At 50.3% G+C, this 23,741-nt stretch carries 24 protein-coding genes and 1 tRNA gene; 17 read left to right on the top strand and 8 right to left on the bottom strand.

Annotated elements, in window-relative coordinates; translation table 11 throughout:
* Positions 1-634 precede the first annotated feature (634 nt).
* Positions 635-2,743 carry a sigma 54-interacting transcriptional regulator gene (locus tag HPY90_RS11640; RefSeq protein WP_287194658.1) on the top strand — a complete coding sequence of 703 codons (2,109 nt, stop codon included), beginning with the start codon at positions 635-637 and terminating at the stop codon, positions 2,741-2,743.
* Positions 2,744-2,806: 63 nt separating this feature from the next.
* Positions 2,807-3,994: a CaiB/BaiF CoA transferase family protein gene (locus HPY90_RS11635; protein ID WP_287194656.1), complete on the top strand. Its 1,188-nt coding sequence runs from the start codon at positions 2,807-2,809 to the stop codon at positions 3,992-3,994.
* Between the two features lie 219 nt (positions 3,995-4,213).
* Here HPY90_RS11635 and HPY90_RS11630 read toward each other — a convergent pair.
* Positions 4,214-4,288 (bottom strand) — tRNA-Arg (locus HPY90_RS11630).
* Between the two features lie 391 nt (positions 4,289-4,679).
* Between HPY90_RS11630 and HPY90_RS11625 the strand changes: the two genes are divergently transcribed.
* The 7 genes from HPY90_RS11625 (at position 4,680) to HPY90_RS11595 (ending at position 12,493) form a co-directional block, all read left to right on the top strand.
* Entirely contained in the window at positions 4,680-5,828 is a 1,149-nt protein-coding gene (locus tag HPY90_RS11625) for an acyl-CoA dehydrogenase family protein (RefSeq protein ID WP_287194654.1), read from the top strand.
* Between the two features lie 63 nt (positions 5,829-5,891).
* On the top strand, positions 5,892-6,845 hold the full coding sequence (locus tag HPY90_RS11620) for a CoA transferase subunit A (protein WP_287194653.1): 954 nt from the start codon (positions 5,892-5,894) through the stop codon (positions 6,843-6,845).
* A 2-nt stretch (positions 6,846-6,847) separates the two neighbouring features.
* A complete protein-coding gene (locus HPY90_RS11615) occupies positions 6,848-7,720 on the top strand; it encodes a CoA-transferase subunit beta (RefSeq protein ID WP_287194651.1) in 873 nt (290 codons plus the stop codon).
* A gap of 24 nt (positions 7,721-7,744) precedes the next feature.
* Positions 7,745-8,602, top strand: a complete 858-nt coding sequence (locus HPY90_RS11610; RefSeq protein ID WP_287194649.1) for a 3-hydroxyacyl-CoA dehydrogenase family protein — start codon at positions 7,745-7,747, stop codon at positions 8,600-8,602.
* Between the two features lie 191 nt (positions 8,603-8,793).
* Positions 8,794-10,206 (top strand): hydroxymethylglutaryl-CoA synthase family protein, encoded by a 1,413-nt coding sequence (locus HPY90_RS11605; RefSeq protein WP_287194647.1) that lies wholly within the window; start codon positions 8,794-8,796, stop codon positions 10,204-10,206.
* 13 nt (positions 10,207-10,219) lie between these two features.
* On the top strand, positions 10,220-11,401 hold the full coding sequence (locus HPY90_RS11600) for an acetyl-CoA acetyltransferase (protein ID WP_013175411.1): 1,182 nt from the start codon (positions 10,220-10,222) through the stop codon (positions 11,399-11,401).
* A gap of 300 nt (positions 11,402-11,701) precedes the next feature.
* Positions 11,702-12,493 (top strand): enoyl-CoA hydratase/isomerase family protein, encoded by a 792-nt coding sequence (locus tag HPY90_RS11595; RefSeq protein WP_287194646.1) that lies wholly within the window; start codon positions 11,702-11,704, stop codon positions 12,491-12,493.
* Between the two features lie 91 nt (positions 12,494-12,584).
* On the opposite strand, the gene HPY90_RS11590 is transcribed toward HPY90_RS11595, so the two are convergent.
* Positions 12,585-13,988 carry a sigma-54 interaction domain-containing protein gene (locus HPY90_RS11590; protein WP_287194644.1) on the bottom strand — a complete coding sequence of 468 codons (1,404 nt, stop codon included), beginning with the start codon at positions 13,986-13,988 and terminating at the stop codon, positions 12,585-12,587.
* Positions 13,989-14,434: 446 nt separating this feature from the next.
* Between HPY90_RS11590 and HPY90_RS11585 the strand changes: the two genes are divergently transcribed.
* The 3 genes from HPY90_RS11585 to HPY90_RS11575 all read left to right on the top strand — a co-directional run bounded on the left by HPY90_RS11585 (position 14,435) and on the right by HPY90_RS11575 (position 15,368).
* A complete protein-coding gene (locus HPY90_RS11585; protein WP_013175407.1) occupies positions 14,435-14,659 on the top strand; it encodes a DUF1659 domain-containing protein in 225 nt (74 codons plus the stop codon).
* A gap of 40 nt (positions 14,660-14,699) precedes the next feature.
* Entirely contained in the window at positions 14,700-14,921 is a 222-nt protein-coding gene (locus tag HPY90_RS11580; RefSeq protein ID WP_013175406.1) for a DUF2922 domain-containing protein, read from the top strand.
* Positions 14,922-15,212: 291 nt separating this feature from the next.
* Positions 15,213-15,368: a YvrJ family protein gene (locus tag HPY90_RS11575; RefSeq protein ID WP_287194642.1), complete on the top strand. Its 156-nt coding sequence runs from the start codon at positions 15,213-15,215 to the stop codon at positions 15,366-15,368.
* Here HPY90_RS11575 and spoIIP read toward each other — a convergent pair.
* Together spoIIP and HPY90_RS11565 are read right to left on the bottom strand one after the other, a co-directional pair.
* The gene (gene spoIIP / locus HPY90_RS11570) at positions 15,365-16,315 is read right to left on the bottom strand and encodes a stage II sporulation protein P (RefSeq protein ID WP_287194640.1); all 951 of its coding nucleotides are present in this window, start codon (positions 16,313-16,315) and stop codon (positions 15,365-15,367) included. The genes HPY90_RS11575 and spoIIP overlap by 4 nt on opposite strands.
* 108 nt (positions 16,316-16,423) lie before the next feature.
* Entirely contained in the window at positions 16,424-17,701 is a 1,278-nt protein-coding gene (locus tag HPY90_RS11565; protein ID WP_287194639.1) for an adenosylhomocysteinase, read from the bottom strand.
* Between the two features lie 466 nt (positions 17,702-18,167).
* On the opposite strand from HPY90_RS11565, the gene HPY90_RS11560 reads away from it, so the two are divergent.
* Positions 18,168-18,620 carry a PaaI family thioesterase gene (locus tag HPY90_RS11560; RefSeq protein WP_287194638.1) on the top strand — a complete coding sequence of 151 codons (453 nt, stop codon included), beginning with the start codon at positions 18,168-18,170 and terminating at the stop codon, positions 18,618-18,620.
* Between the two features lie 18 nt (positions 18,621-18,638).
* Positions 18,639-18,926, top strand: a complete 288-nt coding sequence (locus HPY90_RS11555; protein WP_287194637.1) for a putative Se/S carrier protein — start codon at positions 18,639-18,641, stop codon at positions 18,924-18,926.
* A 267-nt stretch (positions 18,927-19,193) separates the two neighbouring features.
* On the opposite strand, the gene HPY90_RS11550 is transcribed toward HPY90_RS11555, so the two are convergent.
* Both HPY90_RS11550 and HPY90_RS11545 read right to left on the bottom strand, forming a co-directional pair.
* Positions 19,194-20,201, bottom strand: a complete 1,008-nt coding sequence (locus HPY90_RS11550; protein WP_287194635.1) for a potassium channel family protein — start codon at positions 20,199-20,201, stop codon at positions 19,194-19,196.
* 82 nt (positions 20,202-20,283) lie between these two features.
* A complete protein-coding gene (locus HPY90_RS11545; protein ID WP_287194660.1) occupies positions 20,284-20,643 on the bottom strand; it encodes a TIGR04086 family membrane protein in 360 nt (119 codons plus the stop codon).
* Positions 20,644-20,789: 146 nt separating this feature from the next.
* On the opposite strand from HPY90_RS11545, the gene HPY90_RS11540 reads away from it, so the two are divergent.
* Complete coding sequence (locus tag HPY90_RS11540; protein WP_287194634.1) at positions 20,790-21,767, top strand: ATP-binding cassette domain-containing protein; 978 nt, start codon at positions 20,790-20,792, stop codon at positions 21,765-21,767.
* 10 nt (positions 21,768-21,777) lie between these two features.
* A complete protein-coding gene (locus tag HPY90_RS11535; RefSeq protein WP_013175397.1) occupies positions 21,778-22,533 on the top strand; it encodes an ABC transporter permease in 756 nt (251 codons plus the stop codon).
* Positions 22,534-22,547: 14 nt separating this feature from the next.
* Here HPY90_RS11535 and HPY90_RS11530 read toward each other — a convergent pair whose 3' ends face one another.
* The gene (locus tag HPY90_RS11530; RefSeq protein WP_287194632.1) at positions 22,548-22,763 is read right to left on the bottom strand and encodes a hypothetical protein; all 216 of its coding nucleotides are present in this window, start codon (positions 22,761-22,763) and stop codon (positions 22,548-22,550) included.
* A 160-nt stretch (positions 22,764-22,923) separates the two neighbouring features.
* Here HPY90_RS11530 and HPY90_RS11525 point away from each other — a divergent pair, with 160 nt between their 5' ends.
* Complete coding sequence (locus tag HPY90_RS11525; protein ID WP_041432792.1) at positions 22,924-23,133, top strand: heavy-metal-associated domain-containing protein; 210 nt, start codon at positions 22,924-22,926, stop codon at positions 23,131-23,133.
* A 27-nt stretch (positions 23,134-23,160) separates the two neighbouring features.
* On the opposite strand, the gene HPY90_RS11520 is transcribed toward HPY90_RS11525, so the two are convergent.
* The gene (locus HPY90_RS11520; RefSeq protein ID WP_013175394.1) at positions 23,161-23,520 is read right to left on the bottom strand and encodes a sulfite exporter TauE/SafE family protein; all 360 of its coding nucleotides are present in this window, start codon (positions 23,518-23,520) and stop codon (positions 23,161-23,163) included.
* Positions 23,521-23,741 lie beyond the last annotated feature (221 nt).

Raw genomic sequence — 23,741 nt, 5'->3', positions numbered from 1 at the left:
CCAGATTGTTTTCTTTGATAAATTCCCGAAGGTGCTTCCTAAAAAGTTTTTCGTCCATCTTCCTTACCCCCTTGGTAAAAGTTTACCTTTTTCCCAAAGGGGTTTACACAGTTAATTGTACAGTCCCTTTAAGCCCCGGACACGGGTAAGGACATAGGCGAACTCCTTGACTAATCGCGTCTTTTGGTACAGTTCTCAAAAATGGGTGCGGTACTGTATGCTCAGGACATTGAAGAGATACCTGCTTTTGAGAATAAGCCGGTTGGCAGTTGGTGATGGATTGAGATGGCATGGCGCTTAAACGTGTTCGGAAGGAGTTGGTTGTTGCAGATTAGCAACACAAGTTAACTGCGGTGCAACAGAATAAGGGGTTGTGAGTCCGTGAATGGTATCGTTTTAGGAGGGAAAAAGCACGCAACCGCGAGTATTGAGGAAGCGGCTATTTAATGATTTGCGAAACGGGATCTGGGCTGGATGGCTTGGCTATTGAGTGGAACAAGAAGTGAAACTAGGCTTAGGTGGCACGATATTTGCAATGTAAGAGACAAGAAGAGCTTTCAAAAATGAGTTCGGCACATCGTGAGGCGCTCGAGGAGTGTTGCATGCGGTATTTGGTTATGGAGGTGGTTAACCCGTGAAACTTGCCGAGATAATGACTCCGGATCCGATAATGCTTTCTCCTTGTATGACTGCCCGGGAGGCGGCCAGGGTTTTTTCCGAACACAGGATCGACAGCGCGCCGGTGGTCGACCAGAACCAGCGATTGGTAGGCTTGTTGACTAAGAGCCACTTGTTGAGGGTTTTGGGGCAAGGCTTGTCCCCGGAAATACTAGTCGAGCAGATTATGACGCGCGATGTTCAAACCTGTTCGCCCGAAGATGAGCTGGACAGCATCATATATCCGGATAGAGGCAGATACCCTGTTGTTGATGGGGACAAGGTAGTAGGTATGGTTACTCGTACCAACTTATTGCGGGTGTTTTTCGATTCATACCACAAACTGAGCACTGAATTCGAGACTATTCTAAACTCAACCCACAACTTGATTATTTCTATAGACGAATATGAACGGATCGAGGTTTTTAACCGGGCAGCCGAAGAAGTCTTGGGAGTGAAAGCGGGAGAGGTAAGAGGGAAAAAAATCACGGACGTAATTCCTTCCTCAGGGTTGGGCGAGGTAGTCAAGAGTGGAAGACCGGAAACCCTACAGAAAGTTGAGTTGAACGGGAGGACTCTCGTGTCTAACCGAACCCCGATTATTAAGGACGGCAAGATAATCGGGGCCGTGGCTGTCCTTCAGGATATGTCGGAGATAGAGGAGATATCCAAAGAACTGAAATATGTAAAAGAGCTGAACGAAGAATTGAATGCTGTCTTCGAATCATCGTTTGATGGCCTTTACATCGCTGATGGGAACGGAATAACCTTAAGGCTTAATAAGGCATTTGAACGGATAACCGGAATCAACGGGCGTGAGTTTTTGAACCGGAATGTTGAAGATATAGTTGAAGAAGGAATCGTTTCGGAGTCGGTTACAGCTCAGGTTTTAAAGCAAAGGCAACCGGTTACTATTATTCAGCTTTATGCCAAGACAGGCAAGACAACCCTAGCGACAGGAACACCGGTCTTCGACAAGAAAGGCAATATTTTTAGGGTGGTCTGTAATGTCAGAGACGTAACTGAATTGAACATGTTGAAACAAAGGCTGGAGCAGGTCGAGGGCTTGAGTGAACACTATGAAAAGCAATTACGAACCCTCCGCTTGCAGTATGCGGGATCGGGCAAGATGGTCGTAAGATCACCGCGGATGAGGGATCTTATGGAAACCATCATCAGAGTGGCACAAGTAGATTCTACAGTACTGATAACGGGGGAGTCAGGTACCGGGAAGGAACTACTAGCTGAAACCATTCACGCTAACAGCGCTCGGAAAGACGGGCCTTTCATCAAAGTTAACTGCGGAGCAATCCCTGAAAGTTTGCTGGAATCGGAGCTTTTTGGTTATGATGCCGGAGCTTTCACTGGGGCGAGAAAGGAAGGGAAGGCTGGGTATTTCGAATTAGCCAATGGCGGGACTTTGTTCTTGGATGAGATCGGAGATCTTCCTTTGAACCTTCAAGTAAAGCTGCTTCGGGTGATACAGAGCCGGGAAATCGTTCGGGTAGGAGGGATTAAGCCGCTCAAGGTAGACATCCGTATCGTGGCCGCGACCAACCGTAACCTGGTAGATATGATACGGAGAAAAGAGTTTAGAGAAGACCTGTACTACCGTCTGAACGTGGTCCCAGTAAATGTGCCGCCGTTGCGACAGAGGAAAGAAGAGATTCCGTCTTTGGTAGTCCATTTCCTTCAGGTGTTTAACCGCAAGTACAAGCAAGTAAAAAGGATTTCTCCGGAAGTAATTGACCTTTTTATGGAATATGACTGGCCGGGAAACGTTCGCGAGTTGGAAAACCTGATGGAGCGCCTGGTGGTAATAACACCTAGCGATACCATAACGGTCCAGGATTTACCTTCACATTTCGGAAACTTGGCCAAGGACTGGTCGAATAAAGTACATGTCTTAGATATAGTTCCTTTGCGAGAGGCGGTAGAAAGCGTCGAGAAACAGATATTAGAGAAAGCCTATGTTCAGTTCCGCACGACGCGCCAGATGGCCAGGGCGCTGAAGGTTGACGCATCAACGGTTGTTCGCAAGGCTGCCAAGTACGGGATAGGAGGAAAGCAAGCGGTCTGGCTGTAGGCAGGACAGGGATTGTCTTCTACCGCAAATTGGTAGATAATTTGTAGGTGGGGGGGATTACTGGTGAATAAGAATTTACCTTTGGCAGGTATTCGGGTGTTGGATCTTTCTCGGTACCTGCCTGGACCGTTTTGTACCCAAATACTGGCTGATTTCGGGGCAGAAGTCATTAAAGTCGAGGACCCTGGGACCGGGGATTTAGGGAGGCATTTGCCACCGCTCATAGCTGGAGAAAGTGCGCGTTTCTACACGGTCAACCGCAATAAGAAGAGCATCACATTGGACCTTAGGAAAGAGGAAGCTAAAGAGATATTTAAGAAACTGACGGCTGTGTCCGATGTTGTGGTGGACCAGTTCCGCCCTGGGGTTATGGATAGACTAGGTTTAGGTTACGAGGAGCTAAAAAAGATTAACCCGAAGCTGATATATTGCGCTATCACCGGATACGGTCTTAGTGGTCCCTGGCGAGACATGGCTGGACATGACCTGAATTACCTGAACTTAGCCGGGGTAACCCTTCTGAACGGGACGAAAGACAGCCTACCTGCCCTTTGTGGGGTTCAGATTGCCGATATTGCGGGCGGTACCTTATATGCAGTAATAGGTATCCTTATGGCTCTTATCCACAGACAGAAGACAGGAGAAGGCCAACTTTGCGATATAGCCATGCTGGATGGGTCCGTTAGTCTCCTGGCTTATACCTTCGGCGAGTGGGCGGGAGAAGGAGAACTGCCACGCCGTGGTGATGGATTGCTGACTGGTGGCTATGCCTGCTACAACGTTTACGAGACCAAAGACGGGCAGTATGTGAGTGTGGGGGCGATAGAAGAGAAGTTCTGGGCCCAGTTCTGCCAAAAGGTCGGCCGTCCGCAGTATATCGAGCAACAGTACCGTCCCGAAATGCAGTCGGAAATGATAGCTGATCTGAGAAATATCATGCGGACCAGAACCAAGCAGGAATGGGTCGACTTTTTTGCCGAGGACGATATCTGCTTTACGCCGGTTTTGAACCTCGAAGAGGTATCAGAACATCCCCAAGTAAAGGCGCGAGAAATGATAATCAAACTGGCGAATTTTAAAGAATCGGGCAAAGACGTGATCCTTCCCGGGATCCCGATCAAGCTGTCAGCAACCCCCGGGGAGGTGAAGCCAAGCTTTCCCGCTTTAGGAGAACACAACGACGAGGTTCTTAGCTCGGTTGGCTACAGTCGGGAGCAGATTCGAAAGTTAAGGGAAGATAAGGTGGTATAGTTATTTGAGGACCAAGGGGACGGTTCCCGTGGTTTATTTTCTGAAAATAAACCATGGGAACCGTCCCCTTGGTTTCCGTACTTACCGTTAGAACTGGAAACGGCCGCAATATGTAAGGTCAAAACTCTTTTGGTGACTTTTTCGCAGTAAAATAGCCTATGATTATTGTTTTGAAAAATCTGCGTAAATGAGCATCTAAATCATAATCATACATGAAAATGGTGCGCCCGACAGGAATCGAACCTGTGCACCTGGCTCCGGAGGCCAGCGCTCTATCCCCTGAGCTACGGGCGCGTCACTGATATTATAGCAGAGTAGCATTGACAGGTAAATAGCTTTGACGGGCCAAGAAAAATTGGCGCTTCCACTGTCCGAAACAATGGAGGCGCCTTTACTTTTTAGCTAATATGGTAGAATCGGCCACGGGTTTTGGATGATCTAGCAGATCCGATATGCCTCCTCTATTCAAAGAAAATGAAGTCGAAATCGGATTATTGGCCAGAATCGCCGATCGTAATTGTTAAGAGCAAGTCTGAACCCCAAATTTAAAAGGGTCGTAAATAGGAGAATCTTGGCACGGGTGTTGCTGAGCACATAAGGTAAGAAACCTGCAAGGGGGTGAAAGGCTGGAATCAGGGGCTTGCCAGAAATAGCGGCTGATCTTTAGAGGGGGGAGGAGAGTGGTTTGGCTTTAGGGTTCGATTATAACGAGGATCAACTGGCTTTGCAGAGAACAGTCAGAAAATTCACGGAGAATGAAATCGTTCCGGTAAGGCAGTATTACGACGAGACCGAGGAGTTTCCTTGGCCGGTAGTCAGGAAAATGCAGGAGCTGGGGATAGGGTGCATGAATGCGCCGGAGAAGTACAATGGGATGGCTTTCGACAACGTTACCCTCTGTATGGTAGTTGAGGAGATCTGTAAAGGTTGTCTGGGCATTGCCATAACTCCTTTGGCCAATATGTTGGCCTCTGAGCCGGTGGTGTATGCCGGGACCGAGGAACAAAAAGAATGGTGGTTCACCGGGATATGCAACGAGGGCCAACTGGCCTCCTATGCGGTGACCGAACCTGGTGCCGGATCGGACGTAGCCAATATATCTACCAGCGCTAAAAAGGACGGCGATTACTACATTCTGAACGGGACTAAATGCTTTATCACTAACGCTCGCTATGCCAGTAAATACGCGGTTTTGGCGACCTTGGACAAGAGTAAGAAGCACCGCGGGCAGTGCTTTTTCTTGCTGGACCGCGACTGGGAAGGAATATCGATCGGTAAAAGCGAGAAAAAGATGGGGATGCGGTGTTCAGACACATCGGAGCTTATCCTGGACAACGTTAAAGTGCATAAGAAATACAGGGTAGGTGAAGAAGGCGATGGTTTTAAAATCGCTATGACTGCATTCAACTCTTCACGCCCCTTCATAGCAGCAGCCTCAGTGGGTGTTGCCACGGGTGCTTTCGAGGTTGCCAGGGATTACGCCAAACAAAGGGTGGCTTTCGGAAGGCCCATTGCCGATTTTCAAGCCATTCAATTTATGTTGGCGGATATGGCGATGGAAATAGAAGCAGCTCGTCTCTTATGGCAAAAGGCGGCCTGGCAACTCGACAACAAACACCCGTTGGAAGCCGCACAACTGTCGGCTATTAGCAAGTGCTACGCCGCGGATATTGCGATGAAGATAGCGACCGACGCGGTGCAGATCCTCGGAGGCTACGGTTTCTGCCGGGACTATCCGGCAGAAAAGATGATGAGGGATGCCAAGATTCTCCAGATATTTGAAGGAACTTCTCAGATACAGCGGATCATAATAGCTAGAAACCTGCTTGGATAGACATATAAACGTGATGTAGGTATTGGAGTATGGTGTTTTGGGTGATGGAGGAGGGGTGAATTAATGAAGTTCGAACCTGTAACTGGCGACAAGGGCAAAGCAAAACCGCTGGCCAACAAGGTTATGACTGCCAAGGAGGCCGTATCGACTTTCATAAAGGAAGGATGCTATTTAGGAATTAACGTGAGCGCTGCCCCGGCTGCTCTCATCTGGGAGATAGTTCGTCAGCGCATCGGGAACCTCCGAGTTGTCATTACCAGCCAGATAGGCATGTCTTCCGTGCTTCTAGGGTGTGGGCTGGTATCAAAGCTGGAAATGGCATACAACTGGGGAGGAATAGAAGGGGAAGACCGGGTTTTTAGGAGGGCGGCGGAACATGGAATCCCGCGGCCTGTAGAGTTAGAGGAGTACAGCAATTTTGGCGCGGCTTTGAGGTGGCAGGCGGGAGCCATGGGAGTTCCGTTTATGCCAACGAAGTCTCAGTTGGGGACAGATATCATCAAGTACAATCCTAAAATAAAGGTCATCGAAGACCCGTACAACGGCGAACCGATTGCGCTGGTTCCTGCTTCTAACCCTGATGTCGCCATAATCCACGCGCAGAGGGCAGATGAGATCGGAAACGTCCAGTGTCTAGGATTATATGGGAACAGCGATGTTTTGGCCCGAGCGGCACGCCATGTAATCGTATCGGTTGAAGAAATTGTTACCCAAGGGGAAATCCGAAGAATGCCAAACCTGACTACTATCCCGTATATTTACGTCGACGCAATAGTGCATGCTCCTTTCGGCGCCCACTGGCGTGAGTCCAATTACTATTATCATCACGATCTAGCATACGGGTTAGAGGTCTACAAACAGTGGGCTACCAAAGAAGGGTTTGACGCCTGGGTGGAAAAGTACATCTACGGTACCAAAGATTGGGACGAATACTGTAAGATGGTAGGCTATGACCGGCTGTATCGGTTGATGCAGAGCGAGCACCGGTTCCAGAAGTACGGGGAAGTGAGGTGGTAAAGATGGCGGAGTACGCAAAAGACTATACTTTGCCTGAACTAATGGCGGCTACTGTGGCCCGCGAATTCAAGGACGGAGAAATAGCGTTCATTGGTGTGGGTATGCCCCTGATAGCAGCATCGGTAGCGAAGTTCACCCACGCTCCCAACTTCAATATAATGGTGGAGTTCGGCGCGTTTGCGTATTCACCCCGGCGATTGCCTCTGTGCGTTGACTGTGCTGTCAATTGTGAAAGAGCGTACTGGACTGGAACTTTACGCGATGTCATGAGCGCCCAGCAGGCGGGGTTCGTGGATGTGGCGTGCATAAGCGGAGCACAAATCGATAAGTATGGTAATTTGAATTCTACCTGTATAGGCGATTACTACAAACCAAAAGTTCGGCTAGCTGGTAGCGGCGGCGCTAATGACCTGGCGTCTTCGGCTAAGAGGACAGTCATTATGATGCGGCAAGAGGGGAGGCGCTTTGTTAACAAATGCGACTACATCACCTCTCCAGGATACTTGGACGGTCCCGGTGCTCGTGAAAAGGCAGGGCTACCCGGAGGGGGCCCGGCTGCGGTGATAACCACCATGGGAGTCTTTCGGTTTGATGAAGAAACCAAGGAAATGTACCTGGAGAAGATTCACCCTGGGGTCAAGCTGGAAGACATCAAAGCAACGGTGCAGTGGGATCTGGCGGTTTCGCCTAACTTAGAAGTGACAGAGCCGCCGACCGAAGAACAGGTGCTGGTCATGCGTACTTTGGACCCGGTCATGGTCTATCTGGGTAATGGGCGGGACGTATTAGCCGGGGATTTCGAAAGGTTCATTAAGATGTTTGAGGACAGCTACCCGGTGATGACCGAGTTATTATGGAAGAAAAACATGTTATGAGCAGCATGACGAGGGGGAATCGACATGGCCGTCAGTAAGCTAGGAGTCTTGGGGGCCGGGGCCATGGGGGCAGGCATCGCCCAGATCAGTGCCCAGGCAGGACTCAAAGTGGTTCTAGTAGACATTGACCAAAAGTTTGTAGACCGAGGCCTCCAGACTATGAACAAGAATTGGGAAAAGGACGCGAGCAAGGGCAAGATAACCCAGGAAGATAAGGAAAGGTTCTTAGGCAATATTCAAACCAGCCTGGATAAAAGCGCATTGAAGGATTGTGAATTGGTAATCGAAGCCATTATCGAGAACATAGACATCAAGAAACAGGCGTTTCGTGAGTTAGGGGAGATCTGTTCACCATCAACAGTGCTGGCTACGAACACGTCAGGCCTAAGCATAACTGAAATCGGTGCTGCCAGCGGACGGCCTGATCGGGTCGTGGGGATGCACTTTTTCAATCCTGTGCCGGTGATGCGTTTGGTGGAGGTAATACCGGGAGAAGAGACGACCGAAGAAACGGTGGAGCTGGCGATGGAAGTGTCGCGGGTAATCGGCAAGACGCCGATCCGGGCCAAAGAAGCGCCTGGCTTCATAGTCAATCGTCTTCTGGTTCCTTACCTCAACGACGCGGCCCATGCTTATCAGGAAGGCGTAGCTTCAGCCGAGGACATCGATCTGGCCATGAAGCTGGGAGCGAATATGCCTATCGGACCTTTGGCACTGTGTGATTTAGTAGGCATAGACGTTCTCCTCATGGTTGTCGAGCACTTCTACAAAGAGTTCGGTGATCCCAAATTCCGGCCGGCATTAGCCTTGAAGCAGAAGGTCAGGGCGGGGCACTTTGGGGTCAAGACGGGCAAAGGCTTTTTTGACTACACCAAGAAATAATCGGCGATGGAGGAAACTTTGAGTCCTGAAGAACAGCTTAATACAAGAATCGGCCACAGCCTCATGGCTGGCTTAAATGTTATGAACGACAGGTGCGCGCAATGCTGAGGGCTTCGGTGGCTGTAACCCAGTGCAGCCACCGAAGCAGTTAACAGTAAAAAGGCCTTACGGCAAAAGGAGGTTTTGACATAATGGTGGGGATTACCGCCTTCGGGGCATATATTCCGTATAACCGACTAGACCGGAAACACCTCAAGGCCGCCTTCGGTGGTTCGGTACCTAAAGGGGAAAAAGCCGTGGCTAACTACGACGAAGACAGCTTGACTATGGCAGCGCAGGCTGCCCTGGACTGTGTTACTCCCTTGGACCCGAAGACGATAGATGTTCTGTACTTTGCCACCACTACCTCACCCTACCGAGAGAAGCAGGGGGCAAGTACGATAGCGGGGGTGTTAGACCTCCGCCGCGACGTACGTGTAGCGGATTTTACCGATTCTTTGCGAGCCGGTTCGGCGGCCATGCTAGCGGCAATAGACGCAGCTCGAAACGGCAACCAGGTAATGATAACTATGGGAGACTGCAGGTTAGGAGCAGCGGCCGGGCCACACGAAGCTAACTTTGGAGATGGGGCCTGCGCTTTTGTTATGGGGAGCGAAAACGTTGTCGCGGAAGTGTTAGGCAGTTACAGCGTGAGCGTTGATTTCCACGATCTGTGGCGCTCCGAAGACGACAAGTTTGTTCGGAGTTGGGAAGAACGGTTTTGTGTAACCCAGGGCTATAACAAGTTTATTTCCCAGGCCGCCAACGGGGTTATGGCGAAAACAGGTTTGGCTCCTAAAGACTTTGCCAAAGCGGTGGTTTATGGCCACATACCCCGAAACCAGCTGGATATAGCTCGCAGACTCGGTCTCAAGCCCGGACAGGTGCAAGACAGCTTGTTTGAAAAGATAGGCAATACCGGAGTGGCTTGTGCTCCGATGATGCTGGCTGCGGCTTTGGAAGAGGCTCAGCCAGGGGATAAGATTCTGTTTGTTTCTTATGGCGAAGGTAGTGACGCCATTGTCTTTCAGGTAACTGAAAACATTAAGGGTTTCACGGGTCCGCGAGGAGTCAAGGGCTATCTGGATCGCAAGAAAGTGACTATGAACTATGAAAAATACCTGCGGTGGCGCGAGTTGATAACCACGGAACCGGCGAGGAGACCTTTACAGAAGCGTTCCTCCCTACCGGACTATTACCGCAACTACAAGAAAAACTTGGCTTTTTACGGGTGCCAGTGCATGGCCTGCGGCACTCCCCAATTTCCCCCGAGCCGCATATGCATCCAGTGCCAGGCAGTCGACCAGATGAAAGACTACCGTTTCTATGGCAGAACAGCTCGGGTAGCTACCTATACTGTCGATTACCTGGCAGAATCTCTAGACCCGCCAACAGTCGTAGCGGTAGTGGACTTTGAAGGTGGCGGGCGGATGTTCTGTTACCTGGTGGACTGTGACCCGGATGCCGTCAATGTCGGCATGGAGGTCGAAATGTCGTTTAGGAGGCTGTTTGTGGTAGACGGGATTCACACCTACTTCTGGAAAGCAACGCCCAAAATAGGGTAGAGGAGGGGAGAAAATGGCTGCGGGAATCAAGGATAAGGCTGCAGTTATAGGGATGGGATGCACCAAGTTTGGCGAAAGATTCGACTGTAACCTGGAGGACCTGATGTTAGAGGCAATAGAAGAAGCTCTGGCCGATTCGGGCCTTGAGTTCAACGATATCGACGCTTTCTGGTTTGGAACTTTTACCTCGGGAATGGCCGGCCTTGCGTTTTCTAATCGGATGAAATCACAGTACAAACCGGTGACGCGCATCGAAAACATGTGCTGTACGGGGCTGGACGCTTTTCGCAACGCGTGCTATGCGGTAGTGTCGGGAGCCTACGACGTAGTTATGGCCATTGGTGCGGAAAAACTGAAAGACGGCGGTTACAGCGGTCTGGAAGTTCCTGCCGAGGACTCAGACCGTACCATGCCTGACCTCACTGCGCCGGCACGTTTTGCCGTGATTGCGCCCGCCTACGCTCACAAATATGGCTTGTCCATGCAGCAGATGAAGGAAGTTATGGCCCGTATTGCCTGGAAGAATCACAAGAACGGATCCTTAAACCCGAAGGCGCAATTCCAAGCAGAAGTTCCGATTGAGAATATACTTAAGTCCCCCATGATCTGTAGTCCGTTGGGGATAATGGACTGTTCTGGGGTATCGGATGGGGCTGCTTGCGCCATCATAGTCCGCAGTGAGGATGCTAAAAAGTATCGCCCGGATCCGATGTACGTCAAAGGTATTCAGATTGCAGCCGGGCCGGGGCACAGCGAGAAGCACCAGAGTTACGACTTCACCACTGCTTGGGAAACGTACTACGCCGGACAGGCAGCGTACCGCGAGGCCGGTATAACCAACCCTCGGGAGCAGATTGACTTGGCTGAGGTTCACGACTGCTTCACTCCCACGGAGTTGATTATCTATGAGGATCTCCAGTTCAGCGCTAGAGGACAGGGGTGGAGAGACGCGTTGGATGGCTTTTTTGACTTAGATGGCAAGTTGCCGGTCAACCCGGACGGTGGCTTGAAATCATTCGGTCATCCCATAGGAGCTAGCGGGATTCGCATGTTGTACGAGTCGTGGCTGCAGTTTCACGGTAAGGCCGGAAAGCGCCAACTGGAAAACCCGAAGATAGGACTGGCTCATAACCTGGGAGGGCAGCCTTACCAGTGCGTGGTGGGAGTGGCTGTGGTCGGTAAGGAACTGGGATAGACTATGAGTAGTACCGAGCAGGTCGTATCTGAACTGTGCCCGGCAATGGGAAGAGAAGTCTCTGTTAGGGTTGTTTACCAGGTAGATTATAGCAGGATGTGTCCAGTGTCTGTAGAACCAGTTGCTGTCAAATGCCTGGAGGCAGAGGCGTGTAAAGCAAGGCATAACCGTATAGAATGCCTGGTATATGGTAATAACTTGATAACTACCCTCTTGGCGGGCAGGTAGCTTAGTCAACCAACGTGATGCAATTGAAGAACGTAGGATAGTTGGCTTTGTTTTAACCAGGTAGGAAAGGCGGTGATCTGTCTCGTGGAATATACGGTGGTAACCCTGGATAAAGAAGGAGCGGTAGCGGTTTTGACCTTGAACAATCCCGCGACTTTGAACGCCTTGAATTCGACCCTGGTTGCGGAGATGGGACGGGCTCTCGATGTCATAGCTGCCGACAACCAGATTCGGGCGTTAATCGTGACTGGCGGAGAAAAGGTTTTTGCCGCCGGTGGGGACATAAAAGCCATGATGGAATGTACACCTCTCGCTGCAAGAGAATATGTGAGCTCCATTCATATAGTGTTTAATCGCCTCGCAGAGATATCCATACCGACCATTGCAGCAATATGCGGATATGCTCTAGGCGGGGGCCTGGAATTGGCTGCTTGCTGTGACTTTCGTTTTGCAGGAGAGGGGGCTCGTTTTGGATTCCCTGAGGTCACTCTGGGGATTTTCCCCGCAGCCGGAGGTAGCCAACGGATACCCAGGCTTATCGGCGTAGGCAAGGCCAAGGAGCTTATGTTTAGCGGCGACATCATCGACGCCAAGACCGCTCTCGGTTTAGGGCTGGTCAACCGGGTATTTCCCGACTCCGAAGTCCTTACCAAGGCTAAGGAATTTGCCCAAAAACTGAGCACAAGAGCACCCCTAGCTTTGCGCTATCTGAAAGCCTCCATCCATGCCGGCTTGAACACTGATTTGAACACCGGACTGGAACAAGAATTGGAGAAGGTGGCAATACTCTTTTCAACTAGGGATCAGAAAGAAGGCATGAGGGCGTTTATGGAGAAGCGAAAACCGAATTTTATTGGTGAATAGAAGTAAACCAGGGGGACGGTTCCTGCGGTTTATTTTGAAAATAAACCGCAGGAACCGTCCCCCTGGTTTACCCGGTCTTCTTTTGTCGCCGTCAGTTGGCATGGGCGGTGATGTTATGTTTTTTCAGCTTCTTGTAGAGCCAGGAAACATCAATACCCAGGGCCTTGGCGGCCTTTTCTTTGTCATAACCGGTGTTCTTCAGCGTATTAGCTATGTATTCTTTTTCAAACTCCTCCAGAGCGGTTTTCAGAGTCCTGTGAGCATCGCCATCCTGGAAAGCATTGCCGTTTGGGAAGGTTCCATTCCTATTATCGTGAGGCAACGGAAGGTGGCTCGGTTCCAGGATGTTGCCCCCTTGCATATCAGCCAGTATCATGGCGCGCTCCAGGGTATTTTCTAACTCTCTCACATTACCAGGCCAGTGGTAATTGGAAAGCATCTGCATTGCTCGGGTGCTTATTTCGTTGACTTTAGTCTTCAACCGCGCGTTAAGCTTATCAATGAAATGGTAAACCAGTTCAGGGATGTCCTCCCGTCTCTCCCGTAAAGGAGGTATCTCGAGACGTAACACATTTAAACGATAATAGAGGTCTTCTCTAAACCCATTCTGCTTAACCTTGGCTTCCAGGTCACAGTTGGTAGCGGCTATAACGCGAACGTTAACCCTGACCGGTCTGCTGCCGCCCAGTTTTTCAAATTCTTTCTCTTGCAACACTACCAGTAGTTTGCTCTGCATGGATAGAGGCATTTCGCCGATCTCGTCCAGGAAGACCGTACCGCCGTTGGCGAGTTCGAACTTGCCTAGGTTACCTCCTTTACGCGCTCCGGTGTATGCTCCTTCTACATAGCCAAACAGTTCCGCTTCCAAGAGGTTCTCGGGAATTGCAGCGCAGTTGACTCGGACAAAGGGTAAACGCGAGCGTTGACTGCAGTTGTGTATGGCGTGGGCAAAAAGCTCTTTGCCAGTACCGCTTTCGCCGGTTATGAGCACGGTAGTCGATGAATGCAATGCTGCCTGCTGCGCGAGGAACTTGACGTTTTGCATCTTGGGGGAAGAGCCGATTATACCGGCAAAGGTGTAACGGGCCGAATACAGGTTGCGAACCTCATTCCGGTAGCTGTTAAGTTCGAACATGAGATTTTCTACCAGGTCTTTCGCGTCCCAGATATCCATGAAGAGGCTGAAAGCAAAACAACCCACGACTGTTTGGTTGCTTATAAGAGGTAAAGCACAAGCTATCATGTTGTATCCGTTGATTGACCAATCGTACCCGACAACACCCTTACCGGTACGCAGTACCACTAGAGTCCTCGTATTTGGAGTAACATCGCCGATGTATTTTCCGACTACTTCTTCCTTTGACTTCTGTAAAACCCGCAAATAAGTCGAGTTAACCGAAACCACAGTACCTTTCTGATCTACGACTATCGCACATATAGAGGGATTTTCTGTTAACAACTCGATTACACCAAGACCTGTATCCAATGGCTCCATTGAGGATTCTCCTCCCATCCCAACTTTGCGGTTGCAGGGGACAATACGAGGTGACACTTTCAAGTGTTGTAGGGGTCCGTGTCAGAGAAGTTGCGCGGCCGAATGGTATGAACAAAGCGGGAACCCAAGAAGAACCATTAATGGCAGTGATTGTCACTGCACGACTTTATAATCATCCATATTCTATTATATCTGCATCTTGTCTATGCGTCAAAAGCAAGCTGGAAATCGGCTGGATGACCCGATAATCACGTCTATTGGGTTTGCTTATTAATGGTAGTTTTGCCTTTCTGACAAACCAGCGTGCATGGTTTCAGAGAAGTCAACCCTAACTTGGCCGAGAGTGTCTTTTTCCGCCTTTCTGCCTTGTTGACCTTGCCATCTCCCGTAATTCGAGGAAATAGAAGGGGCCGGTTTACAATGGCAGCAGAAAGGAGGTGAACACCATGGCGGTACAAGCTGTTACGGTTACGAGCGAGCTCATCGTGAACGTAGAAAACGGGGTCAACGCTCAAGGTAACCCAATCTTGGCAGCCCGACGTTACAGAAACGTTAAGCCTTCAGCGACGTCAGACGACGTTTACGCGGTCGGGCAAACCCTGGCAGGATTACAGGAGAAGCCGGTGGCTGGAATTCAGCGGCGGGATGTAGCAGACTTGGAGAACGTATAATGCCCTGAGAAAGGTTTAGATTAGAAAGGAGGTGAACGGAATGGCTCAAGAACGGACCTTGGAAATGACTTTTGCCAACGCTGCCGGTCGTAGGGTCACCATCAGGGTGCCCGATGCCAGAGCAGACCTTACTGCTGCCGAAGTAGACGCGGCGATGCAGCAAATAATCAGCAAGGGGATATTTACTTCCTCCGGCGGTGACCTGGTGGGTCAGCTGGGGGCTCGGGTCGTAACCCAGGATACGGTGGAACTGGAACTCTAGACGTGAAGCCCGGGGTTTCCCCGGGCTTCATTCTTAAAGAGAGATGACACTGATTAACGCTGATTAGGACCGTAACCATTAAGAGGACGATTCGCTTATGTAAATGACCTTTGGCGTGAGGCCCACACAAGGCGTGAGTGCAGTTGGCTTAATAGAGAATGTGGGTAATCGGGAACTGGTGAAAACTTTTCACAAGGTGGAGCACATTTCGGCATTCCTTTGCTGTATGCGTAAGATTGAGGTGTACGGGTAGGTAAATCGATTCTCGTTCTCGGCTCAGGGGGTGATGGAATGACAGACCTTTTGGTTCAAATCGGCAACTACGGTTTCCCAGCAGTTGTGTGCATATACCTTTTGGTCAGGATCGATAAGAAGCTTGAAGATCTGACCGGGGCGATAGTACAGCTGCGCGAGGCTCTTATCGAGGTTCGGGCCGGGGAGGTCTAAGTTCGAGCTCGCAGAACCTCTGCTACCACGTCTCCCATGTGTTGAGCACCGCGTTGGGCACTCTCCCGCGACAACTGGTCAGTGCCTATCTCGAACAAGAGAGCGGTGGGATACAGGTCCTGATTGTAATCGCCATGACCGATGAAGATGCCCCTGACAAGCCCGGGGTACACCGTGTCGGCATGGTTTTTTATTCGCTGGGCGAAATCCAGGTTAGATCCTAGATTAGGGTTCTGGCGTCCCACTACAATCATAGTTCGAGCTGTGGGCAGACCGTTGATCAAAGTGTAATAAGCTTCAGGCGGGGCCGAGTCCCGGTGGACATCAAAGATGGCGTCGGGACCTTCTTTAAGAAGTTGAAAGACTGTCCGGCGTGAACGGTAATATGCACCACTGTCGTGGGGTCCGTGAGTATTGTAACTGTGGGTCACGCTGATGCCGGAAGCCCTAAGACTGTTAGCCATATTCTCACCGACTTCGAAAATAGTGCCATTGCCGGGTATACTGGAGGTTCCGTCAGATATGGGATAAGACTCGTCCGAATGTGAGTGGTATATGGCCACGTGGATACCTGCAGCCTGGGCAGGAATCGCCTCTTTTACAGCCCAATGTTCTTTGATATCGATGCTACTGGAATTCCGGTCTTGGTTGAAAACTGATAGGGACGTCGGCCTGGCAACTGCGTCCCAGCCTTTCATTTCACAGATCTCGAAAACCCGGTTATCTTCGTTGATAAACACATCGCCGATGTTTATGGGAAATCCGGTTTGAAGCAAGACCTGACCTTGTTTGTCGCGCACAGTGTAATAATTACCTTTGGAAGCTTCGGTGGTACGAATAAGAGGTTTACGGGTCGGGGGACCGGTCCAGCGCATCAGCAAATACGCAGAAACGATGATGAGGGCCAGAATACCAAAAAAAATCAACAAAGTACGCTGCCGCAACACAAAAAGTCCTCCTCGTCATTGACCTGTTCATATTCTTTGATATATGCTTGCCAATTATTCTCGCGTGGTGTTCGTTGTGCTGCGATCCCGTCCCCGTTCTACGACCGCTTATAATTGCCAGCTAGCGAGGTACCTTTCCTGTTCCTCCGTCAGCCGGTCTATTTCTACTCCCAGAGAACGCAGCCTAAGCTCGGCGACTTTGCGGTCGATTTCCTCTGGTACGTTGTAAACCCTAGGTAGCAGCCGCTCTCGGTTCTCTAACATATACAGCAGGGAAAGGGCCTGCAGGGAAAAACTGAGATCCATGACTTCAGCCGGATGACCATCGCCTGCTGCCAGGTTGACTAACCGACCTTCAGCCAGAAAGTACAACCTGCGCCCGTCCGGCAACAGATACTCTTCTATGTTGTTTTTAAGCGTACGGCGTGATACCGCCGAGGCTTCTAGGTCAGGTTTTGACACTTCTACGTCGAAGTGACCGGCATTGGCTAGAATAGCGTTATCTTTCATTACCGCCATGTGCTCTCTTCGGATGACGTTTACGTTGCCGGTCACCGTGATAAAGACATCGCCTTCGGTCGCTGCCTGTTGCATAGGCATGACTTCAAACCCATCTAACAGGGCTTCGTTCGCTTTTATGGGATCGATTTCGGTGACTATTACCCGTGCTCCTAATCCTTTGGCTCTCATAGAAACACCTTTGCCACACCATCCGTAACCTGCTACGACAACGGTTTTGCCTGCCACCACTAGGTTGGTAGTCCTCATTATTCCGTCCCACACCGACTGGCCGGTCCCATAACGGTTGTCGAACAAGTACTTCATAAACGCGTCATTGACGGCCATCATCGGAAACAACAATGATCCTTCCCTTTCCATAGCCTTCAGCCGCAGGATCCCGGTAGTGGTTTCTTCGCAACCCCCCATAATCTTCCGCGCTTGCGCAGGCCGTTCCCTGTGGAGCATACCTACCAGATCACCACCGTCATCTATGAGAGCATCAGGCTCACAGTCCAGGGCCTTGGCGATGTGCATGTCGTATTCTTCAGGAGTGGCCCCGTGCCAGGCGAAGGCAGTCACGCCTTTCTCGACCAAAGCCGCAACTACGTCATCCTGCGTGGAAAGCGGGTTGCTGGCGCAGACCACCACTTCGGCGCCGGCTGCTCGCAAAGTTAGGGCGAGGTAAGCCGTCTTGGCTTCCAGATGCAAGCACATTGCGATTCTTTTTCCCGCTAACGGCTGGTCTTTTTCGAACTCGGTCTTCAGGATATTCAATACCGGCATGTGCCGGCTTACCCATTCGATCTTGCGGTGCCCGCTGGGAGCTAAGGTTATATCCCGGATCATAGATGGGCGGGATGTTTGGTCGACGGCAGTAAGCTTCATTATCTAGGTAACCTCCTCTAGCCAGCTTTGCATCCATTGTACAACAGCGGGCCGTTTTTTGCCACGCACAGCAGAATATCGCGTGTTGTGGCTCGTTACTCCCCCGGCCGTCAAGCTTTTTGGCAACGATTGATACGAGAAAAGCGGTTGCAGCTCAGCTCGCCTAAAGATTATAGTAAACTTAGCCGTTCCGATGCCTAAAAAAGAATGAGCCCTGGCCCCCACGACAAATGACGCGCAGACACTCGCGACACTTAACAGTGTCAACACCAGATAATGAAAATGAGGGCGGCTAACGCTCTCCATAACTTTAAGTTATCTGCGTTCATCAGCCCGGCACTCAGCTGACTGAAATTGTAATATGCCACTGGGTCCCGAAAACGCTCGCCGCTAATCAAAGACTTGAGCTGAGTGCCGGGTGTGTGTTAATCTGTGGCTTATTTTATCCTGTTGCGAGGTGAATACCGTGATAGAACCTAAGAACATGGGGATCGACGAGCTGCTTTTTCACCATATTGTTGAAGCAAACGAACAAACTCCTTACTACCGGTTGGTTGGGATAAAAACCCGAGCTCTGGCTCCCGGTTCGGCGGAACTGGTGGTTGAAATCGATGAGCGCCACACCAATCCTTTGGGCAGGGTCCATGGGGGATTGATAGCGTCTCTGGCAGATGCGGCCATGGGTAACGCTATCCGCTCGCTGGGCGTGAGAGGGGTTACTATTGACTGCACCATAAGTTTCCTGTCAGCTCCTCCCGCCGGGGCCCTTCTGGTCGGCAAGGGCAGGGTTGTAAAGGCGGGACGGAACGTTATTTTTGCCGAGGCTTCGGTTTACGCCGGCGAGGATGTGGTGGCCTGCGCTCAGGGCAGTTTCTTTAGAACTGGAGTTGCCGAGCTGCAGAAGAACCTGTCCGAGTGACAGAAAGGATAGAGAGAAGTGCGGGATATAATAAGTCTGTCCGACTACTGTGTCGTTGTTTTTCCATCGACATCTCAAGCGTTGAAGGCGGAAAAAGTCCTCAAATCAGTAGAGGCGGAGTTTGTGATGATGCCGACGCCTAGGGAAATTTCCACCAGCTGCGGTTTAGCGGTAAAATTTAGACCCCAGAAAACAGATGAGTACTGCCAGGTTCTGGCTGAGAGTCAGGTCTTGATTGAAGGGGTTTATCACATTAGCAGGGACGGCAAGAGGGCCGCCGTGGTAAAGATATTTCCTCAGGGATGAACTTCTGGACTGAAGGCAGCATATAATAGACTGAATCGTTGAACGAAGGGGTGAAGGGGTTGCGGGTGTTTTATTTCAGGGTGCCGGCCTTCTTAAGGAAGATATTGCTGAGGATCTGGGGATAATAAGGCTTGAGGCCAAAAAAGAAAGGGGACGAAGCTTTCAATATAAAAATGGGTCCGTCAGACGAGTGCACAGTGTACTGCGAATCCACAATCAGTCATAATTCTTTCATTGTAGGGACAGTGGCGAGTATTCGGTCAATACTTATTCCGGCATAGCTGTTGTTATACTGGATTCCAGCCTGCTCAGGTCTTCACGCGAACCCATGGCAATTAAGATATCGCCTGCCTCGATTTTGGTATTTGCCCGCGGACTAACGATTATGTTGTCGCCGCGAATGACGGCAACGATGATGACATTGGAGTCGTCACGGTTGATGTTGCGGATAGAGGTGTTTACCAGAGGGGAGCCCGGAACCACATTTATTTCTTCAATCTGTACTTCGATATTGTGGGTGGCAAACAAGGTGTCTACCAGCTGAACGCTCGCCGGTTTTAACATGGCTGTGGCCATGCGCTGACCTGCCAGCTGGGCCGGAGTAATCACGCGATCGGCTCCTGCCCTTTTTAGCTTGTCCACGGTTTCTTGGCGTTCGGCCCTGGCCACGATATGTAAACTAGGATTCAAGGCTCGGGCACTCAAAGTAACGAAAACGTTATAGGGGTCTTGAGACAGGGCGGTAATTATGCCTCGAGCCCGCTGGATGCCGGCTCGGAGCAACACCTCGTCGTCACTCGCGTCACCGGCCATGGCTACAATACCTTCAACTTGCAGGCGGGCTACCGTCTCGGGATTCTGCTCCAAGAGCACGTACGGGATGTTTTCACCGCGAATGATTTCCAAAACGCTCATGCCAACTCGTCCCGCTCCGCAAATAATGATGTGGTTGTTGAGGGCTCGAATAGTCTTTTCCATGGTATTTCTCCCCATCATGCGGTTGATCTGGCTTTCGATGGTTATACTGACGATGGCTCCCAGCGAATAGGCTACGACCCCTACTCCGGCTACGATCAATATCATCATAAAGATCCGCCCGCCAATGGTAACCGGAACAATGTCCCCGTAGCCGGTGGTGCTAAGGCTCACGATTGTAGCCCACACGGCAGTAAGCAAAGGCCAGTTTTCAAAATACATAAGCCCTAACACACCTACCACGATCACGATGATGAGGTAGGTGAGGGCCGTAATTAATTTAAGCCTTGCTTCGGACAAGTTATCACTCCATAATGGATGAGTGTATCCGAAAGATACCAGTTCTATTTTAACTTGTCGTCTTGTGAGATAAAAGGTTTTCTCAAGAAGAAAGTCCGATACCGAATATACCGCCCAGGCCTCCAGCGATGAGGCAGATGCACAGGTGCTGTAAGAAGGACTTGAAACCTGGCAGATTTGGGCTGAAAATTAGAGTTAGTACGAACATGACTACAAAAAACATGATGCCGAGAGTGATTCCTCCAATTAGTCCGCGGCTGCCTCTAGTTTTGGCTACATAACTGCCACCCACAAAAACGGCTATGATGAGGACAAGGTTAACCAGGGGGGCAAGGGTGGTTTCCTTAAGAGGACTGAAGTAAACTATGGCAGCTACCAAGGCCCCTAGTACCGCAGCCACGGTACAGGTCAGAAGAAGCCCTTTTAACTCTACGGATTTCATGATTGCCAAGATTTTCACCTCCAGTATGAACAATATGCAGGAGAGTTGGAATTATTACATGAGCCCAGGTTGATAGTAAAAGCGGGGGACCGAAACGCAAAAGAGGAGTTGTCCCTAATTTGCATGAAGGACACGGGGGTTGAGCAATGATAATTGCCACTGAAAAGCTAACCCGCAAGTACGGTAGACTGGTCGCTGTAGACAGCGTGGACCTCGGAGTTTACGAGGGAGAGATATTTGGGTTTCTAGGCCCCAACGGCGCAGGCAAAACCACTACCATTCACATGCTCTGCACTTTGCTGAAGCCCAGCGGTGGGGAAGCCTGGGTTGCTGGGTACAATGTCGAGCACGAACAGACCCTGGTGAGGCGGAACATCGGGTTGGTTTTTCAAGAACCCACTTTGGACGAAAATCTCACGGCCACAGAAAACCTGGTCTTTCACGGTATGATCTACGGTTTGACCGGCAGGTATCTCGAGGAGCGTATCAAAGAAGTGATGAAACTGGCTCTGCTGTGGGAACGGCGTAACGACTTGGTCAAGACCTTCTCCGGAGGAATGAAGCGACGCCTGGAAATCGCTCGTGGCCTGGTCCATTTGCCAAAGGTGCTGTTCTTGGACGAACCGACCCTGGGGCTGGATCCCCAGACTAGAAAACATATATGGGATTACATCAGGCGTACCCGGGAGGAGACCGGGACCACGGTCTTTATGACCACCCATTATATGGATGAAGCAGAGAACTGTGACCGCATAGCGATTATAGACCACGGGCGTATCATCGCCTGCGATACCCCCGATAATCTCAAACAAATGGTCAAAGGGGACGTGGTAGAGGTCACATCTTCCAAGGTACACCAACTGGCGGCCTTTTTGGAAGAACGTTTTGAGGTGAAGCCGGAGTTCATCCAGGACGGGCTTAAGTTCGAGGTTCAGCGTGCGGACGAGCTTTTGCCGGTTCTTTTGCAGCAAGCGGGGACGGGGTTGATTGAGAAAGTAAATTTTGCTAAGCCGACTTTAGATGATGTATTCTTGCGACTCACCGGTAAAAGCATGCGGGATGAGGACGCGGATCCGCGAGGAGAGTTCAGGCGCCGGATTGGAATGAGGCTCAGGAAAGGATGATGACTCGAACATGGGGTTAAAGCCAGACCTTGTAGCTGTGTACGTCATATGGTTGCGTGAAGTGAAAAAGTTCTGGAGAGAAAAGCTCAGAATAATCACTTCGATTGCCCAGCCGTTAATGTGGTTGTTTATTATGGGGGTTGGCCTCGGCAGCTCTTTTCGGAATCTCGGTTTTGACTACTTGCGGTATGTTTTTCCGGGAATAGTCAGCATGACCGTGCTCTTTGCTTCGGTGAACTCGGGGCTTGGAGTGGTCTGGGACCGGGAGTTCGGCTTTTTCAAGGAGATCCTTATTTCCCCAGTGTCCCGTACTGCCATCGCCACGGGTAAGATTCTGGCTGGTAGCACAACCGCTATCCTGCAGGGAATTCTTATACTCGTATCGGCTCCGCTCATCGGATTAGGTTTAACCCCTGTGCTTTTTGTCAAAGGACTTCTCGCCATGTTGCTGCTAGCTTTATCTCTTTCGTCGGCTGGGGTACTGTTTGGAGTCAAGATCAGCACGTTTCACAGCTACTCGCTGGTTATGAACTTTGTGGTGATGCCTATGTTTCTGTTAAGCGGGGCTGTGTTTCCCCTGCAGGGCGTTCCAAAATGGATAGAAGTCGCCGCTCGCTGGAACCCGGTTAGTTACGGAGTTGACGTGATGAGACTGGCAATCAACGGTTACGGTTTGTTTCATCCCAGCCTCAGCATAGGTGTTCTCTTGGGAATGGCGGTCATCATGGGAGCCGGAGCAGTTTATTTCTTGGGAAAAGAAGGATAGGAAACCAGTCAGGCTCAAGCCAGGACCAGCATTACGGTGCCGACGAGAAAGGAAATGATTCCAGCTACAGCCAAGTAAAGAAACTCGGGCAGATTGTAAGCCATCTCCAGATAATGGGCAACTATATCGTCATCCCTTTTTGTCTTGACATTTCTCTTCAATATCTTATGGCTGATGAATACTAGTACCGTTCCTAACAAAATCAACAAATACCCTAATTTCAGTTTCATTGCTGTTTCCACTCCTAAGTATTTTGAGGCTTTTTTACACATATGATTATAGGTGAATTGGGACCTGTATTCAATGAGCGAATACAAAGCCTGCCAAAAGGCCACAGTAAAAGTGGTAAATGTCGAGGGAGACAGCATTTGTGAAAGGAGGAAAGACCACATGAAGAGCATGGTGCTTAAGGTTAGGGGAATGACCTGTATGCACTGCAAGGCCAACGTCGAGCAGGCCTTGATGCAAATGTCAGGCGTAAAGGAGGCAGAGGTTCACCTGCAAAAAGGTGAAGTATCCGTCACCTTTGACGACGCTGTTGTTGACTTAGAGGAGATACGGGAGGAGATCGAAGAAATCGGTTACGAAGTCGAGGGTTAAAACATGGGTTAGACGAAACCCCAACAACTACCGATTCAAGATCATCTTTATCCCTACCAGCAACACAAGTACTCCGAATACCTTTTGTAAGGCAGAAGCGGGCAGGGCGGTTGCTATTCTGGCTCCGAAAAGTCCGCCTACGAACACCCCAAGACAGATCAGACCGGCAGCCTTCAAGTCCACAAATCCTTTTTGATAATAAGTCCAGGCTGCGAGGATACCGATTGGTGGCACCATAAGGGCGAGGGTAGTGCCCTGCGCTTGTTGCTGGGAGAAACCAAAAAGAAAAACCAGCGAAGGAATAATTACTATGCCGCCGGCTATGCCGAGCAAGCCACTGAGTACTCCTGCTACAAGTCCCAGTGCTACATACATTATGATGTCCATTCCGGATTACCCTGGTTCGCAAAAGTTTACAATACCTAACAATAAGTTAGATTTTGTAAACCCGGCCTCCCCATGACCAGGCTTTACACCTCCGTTTGAAATATTTCCTGGGGTGACAGGGAGACCTCGGCCCCGGGAGTCCCACCCGGACGGAAAAACAGCGCTTTATGGGCGCAAAACACGGACATATGGAAAACCACGGGGTTTCCGTCTTGCGTTGA

The organism is Syntrophothermus sp., assembly GCF_013314835.1.
Classification (GTDB): Bacteria; Bacillota; Syntrophomonadia; order Syntrophomonadales; family Syntrophothermaceae; genus Syntrophothermus; species Syntrophothermus lipocalidus.
The sequence above is the reverse complement of the archived record's forward strand: the minus strand, read 5'-3'. Positions and strand labels throughout refer to the sequence as shown.

What these genes read in the sequence shown, in the direction of transcription:
- HPY90_RS11620 (WP_287194653.1), top strand. Translation starts at nt 5,892, where the DNA reads ATGAAGTTCGAACCTGTAACTGGCGACAAGGGCAAAGCAAAACCGCTG.
- HPY90_RS11615 (WP_287194651.1), top strand. Translation starts at nt 6,848, where the DNA reads ATGGCGGAGTACGCAAAAGACTATACTTTGCCTGAACTAATGGCGGCT.
- HPY90_RS11610 (WP_287194649.1), top strand. Translation starts at nt 7,745, where the DNA reads ATGGCCGTCAGTAAGCTAGGAGTCTTGGGGGCCGGGGCCATGGGGGCA.
- HPY90_RS11605 (WP_287194647.1), top strand. Translation starts at nt 8,794, where the DNA reads ATGGTGGGGATTACCGCCTTCGGGGCATATATTCCGTATAACCGACTA.
- HPY90_RS11600 (WP_013175411.1), top strand. Translation starts at nt 10,220, where the DNA reads ATGGCTGCGGGAATCAAGGATAAGGCTGCAGTTATAGGGATGGGATGC.
- HPY90_RS11590 (WP_287194644.1), bottom strand. Translation starts at nt 13,988, where the DNA reads ATGGAGCCATTGGATACAGGTCTTGGTGTAATCGAGTTGTTAACAGAA.
- HPY90_RS11585 (WP_013175407.1), top strand. Translation starts at nt 14,435, where the DNA reads ATGGCGGTACAAGCTGTTACGGTTACGAGCGAGCTCATCGTGAACGTA.
- HPY90_RS11580 (WP_013175406.1), top strand. Translation starts at nt 14,700, where the DNA reads ATGGCTCAAGAACGGACCTTGGAAATGACTTTTGCCAACGCTGCCGGT.
- HPY90_RS11575 (WP_287194642.1), top strand. Translation starts at nt 15,213, where the DNA reads ATGACAGACCTTTTGGTTCAAATCGGCAACTACGGTTTCCCAGCAGTT.
- HPY90_RS11565 (WP_287194639.1), bottom strand. Translation starts at nt 17,701, where the DNA reads ATGAAGCTTACTGCCGTCGACCAAACATCCCGCCCATCTATGATCCGG.
- HPY90_RS11545 (WP_287194660.1), bottom strand. Translation starts at nt 20,643, where the DNA reads ATGAAATCCGTAGAGTTAAAAGGGCTTCTTCTGACCTGTACCGTGGCT.
- HPY90_RS11540 (WP_287194634.1), top strand. Translation starts at nt 20,790, where the DNA reads ATGATAATTGCCACTGAAAAGCTAACCCGCAAGTACGGTAGACTGGTC.
- HPY90_RS11535 (WP_013175397.1), top strand. Translation starts at nt 21,778, where the DNA reads ATGGGGTTAAAGCCAGACCTTGTAGCTGTGTACGTCATATGGTTGCGT.
- HPY90_RS11530 (WP_287194632.1), bottom strand. Translation starts at nt 22,763, where the DNA reads ATGAAACTGAAATTAGGGTATTTGTTGATTTTGTTAGGAACGGTACTA.
- HPY90_RS11525 (WP_041432792.1), top strand. Translation starts at nt 22,924, where the DNA reads ATGAAGAGCATGGTGCTTAAGGTTAGGGGAATGACCTGTATGCACTGC.
- HPY90_RS11520 (WP_013175394.1), bottom strand. Translation starts at nt 23,520, where the DNA reads ATGGACATCATAATGTATGTAGCACTGGGACTTGTAGCAGGAGTACTC.